The 1,821-nt window shown below is 45.2% G+C and carries 2 protein-coding genes; both read right to left on the reverse strand.

The window, feature by feature from the left end; all coding sequences use genetic code 11:
- On the reverse strand, positions 1-1,573 hold a 1,573-nt coding region (gene tnpC / locus DW915_RS15025), incomplete at its 3' end, for an IS66 family transposase (RefSeq protein WP_118742418.1).
- Positions 1,512-1,821 (reverse strand): transposase (locus DW915_RS15030; RefSeq protein ID WP_330422705.1); only part of this gene is annotated, 310 nt, incomplete at its 5' end. The genes tnpC and DW915_RS15030, both read right to left, overlap by 62 nt.

The raw sequence follows: 1,821 nt of genomic DNA on the forward strand, positions 1-1,821 counted from the left end.
TGGCTTTTTGCGGCTTTCTAATGTTTTCGGGCAACATATCTGACCATGGCAGAAGTTCTGCAAGAAAATCTGTGTTTTTGTCATCTACATGTTTGGGAATCTCCGTAAGCAGATATTCGAAATAATCGAAAGGTTTCAGGTTATTCGCCTTTGCAGTTTCTGCGATACTGTAGATGATCGCTGAACTATTGGCTCCATTGACCGTATCGATCATCTCCCAGTTTTTCTTCCCTATACAGAATCCACGGATCGCACGTTCGCTGGCATTGTTGTCTATTGGAACATCCCCATCTTCCAGAAAAACTTTCAGGTAGCTTTCCTGGTTCAGTGCATATGTAAATGCTTCCCGTATTTTACCGTTCTTTGGAATCTTAGGTTCATTCTGTTTCAGGTACGCAAAGAAAGCATCCACCAGTGGTTTTACCACAAGCTGACGCTGCATGAGCCTGTCTTCCGTAGAAAAATCAGACAGTTTTCCCTCTTCCCGGTAAATGGCCTGTATCTGTTTCATGATCAGATGCAGGATTGATTCCTTTCGGTGTGCTTTTGGTATCACTTCCAGTGCATCGTTAAACCTGCGCCTGCAGTGAACCCAGCAGCCTGCAATCTTCAGATTTTCACGCTCCTTTTCCAATGTATGATATACCTGGTACCCATCCGTAACACAGATCCCGGTGTAATCCCTCAGGAATTCCCGGGGATGGGATGCATTACGCGTTTTCTGGTATTCATAAAGGATAATCTGACGATCCCGGTACATAAAGCCGGACCGGTACACCCACATGTAACTCTGGCTGCCGGCAGGACGCCCGTCCTTATTTACAAGTACAGGAGTCTCATCTGCCTGTATCACATGATAATCATACAGAAGTTTATGCAGATAATCATACATGGTTCCCAGATATTCTTCCCCAAGACGGATCATCCAGTTCGCCATGTTCTGTCTGGTAATGGCAAGCCCGTACCTTTCGAATTCTTTTTCAAGACGGTAGAGAGGTACCGCATTTACATACTTACCATTTATGACTGCCGCAGCAAGGGACGGGGATACAAGGCTTCCATGAAGCAGATTTCTGGGATGGGGTGCCTTTATCATGTGTTCATCCAGTTTACTGGAATAAACGCCGATATGATGTTCCTCTATCACGACACTGGCCGGAATGAACTGATAACATCGGGAAATGGCATCCGGAAGCTGTTTCCATCCGTTTTCACCAAACTCAGCCGTCAGTTCTTCCTCTTTCAGATAGTGATCAATACGTTTTACTGTCAGCCCTGCTATATCAGCCGCTTTTTTCCCTGGCTGTTTTTTCTTTTTGGGTGCTTTCAATTCCAGGTCATCCGGTTCCGGTGCATCCAGGTCGCAGACTGCCTCTGCTTCATTAAAGAATACGATAGTCCCGTCTACTTCCATGAAACGTATCTGTTCAGGATCCGTCATTTTTTCGCTGGATCTGCCAAAATGGTTTTTCTGGAAAAGGACCATCTGTTCCATCATCAGCTGCATTCTGTCATTTAAGGCCTGCGTTTGCCTGGACAATTCTTCCATCTGTCCCTGCATCCCAAGATTCATTAAAGAATACGATAGTCCCGTCTACTTCCATGAAACGTATCTGTTCAGGATCCGCCATTTTTTCGCTGGATCTGCCAAAACGGTTCTTCTGGAAAAGGACCATCTGTTCCATCATCAGCTGCATCCTGTCATTTAAGGCCTGCGTTTGCCTGGACAATTCTTCCATCTGTCCCTGCATCCCAAGAAAAAGCTCTATCAGCAGATCCTTATCAAACTTATTCAGTTGTTCTTTTGTGTACTTGATCGTC

Source organism: Blautia sp. AM42-2 (assembly GCF_003480245.1).
GTDB classification, from domain to species: Bacteria; Bacillota; Clostridia; order Lachnospirales; family Lachnospiraceae; genus Fusicatenibacter; species Fusicatenibacter saccharivorans.